This window comes from Brevibacterium sp. LAARM2_SD2 (assembly GCF_057364785.1).
The window spans coordinates 1-1294 of sequence record NZ_JBNFOM010000058.1; the positions used below are offsets into that span (position 1 = coordinate 1).

Genomic DNA, 1294 nt, shown 5'->3' on the forward strand with positions numbered 1-1294 from the left:
GGGTTATAGGCCAAAAAGTGTGTCCGTGATCGTCCCGGATCCCAGCCACACCAAGGACAATCACCTGATTGCTTAGCTCTGATCGCTTAGCATTCGTAGGGTGCTTGCAATCGACCGAAATGTCAGATCTGTCAGACAACGCTGAAGAAGAACGGCACGACCAAGGCCGGAACCACCCGGTACAGGTGTCCCGCCTGCGGAGCCTCCAGCAGCGCCAAACGCCGAGGATCGACACAACGATTCGAACTGCGCGCCTTCCTCGACTGGCTCCTGGGACCAGCACCACAACCAGCCCACACACCACTGGGCAGCCCCCGAACGTTCCGGCGCCGCACATCCTGGTGCTGGACGATCCACCCAACAGTGTCCCCGACCTCTGAAATCCATGATCAGATCATGCTCGATGGCACCTACACCAACGGGTGGTGCGTCCTCATCGCCTACACCGGCACTCACGTCATCGACTGGCAATGGTGCGACCACGAAAAGACCGCGTCCTGGACGGCACTCATCTCAACCATCCCTGCACCCCGCTACGCCATCGTCGATGGCAACGGGCCGTTGACAACGACGATCGAGAGACTCTGGCCACAGACACGAATCCAACGCTGTTACTTCCATATCCAGCACGCCTGTAACACGCATTTGACGAGGACGCCGACCCTGCCGGCGAACAAGGAACTTCAAGCGATCTACCGGGCCCTGTCGAAAGTCCAGACGTGGGATCAGGCTGCAGCGTGGCTGGCCGAGTTCGCGACATGGGAAGCGAAATGGGACCGTATGCTCAAACAGCGAACCTATGCCCGCTCCAGCACGAGCAGACCCGCCCACGTCAGGCCCGGGCAGACATGGTGGTACACGCATCTGCGCACGCGCCGGGCCCACGGGTTCCTGGCCAAACTCATCGCGAAGAACCATCTGTTCACCTGGCTCGAGGCCGCCGACGAAGGGGTCGTGATCGCGAAGACGACGAACGCGTTAGAAGGCGGTATCAACGCTGGCATCAAGCATCTCAAACGTCACCACCGCGGACTGTCTGAAGACCACGGACGACGAGCCGTGGATTGGTACTTATGGGACCGAACACAGGCCCACAGTGACCCGTGGACTCTGGCGAAGTCGCAACTGAAAACGCTAGCGACAACGCCTCTGAAGGAGCCGGTCGCCGAGCCTGTAGGTCCCGCCGTCTATGACACGGGGTTCTCGTGGGAAGACGGGATCGGTATCCAGTCAGGATGGGGCGGACGACGTCGGTGACACACCCGGCACGGACACACTTTTTGGCCTATAACCC

General features: G+C 60.4%; 1 pseudogene. It reads left to right on the forward strand.

From position 1 onward, the window contains the following. Window positions 1–123: 123 nt before the first annotated feature. Window positions 124–1257, forward strand: a pseudogene (locus tag AC2W7K_RS18055) (IS1249 family transposase); the annotation flags it as partial. Between the last annotated feature and the right edge of the window lie 37 nt (window positions 1258–1294).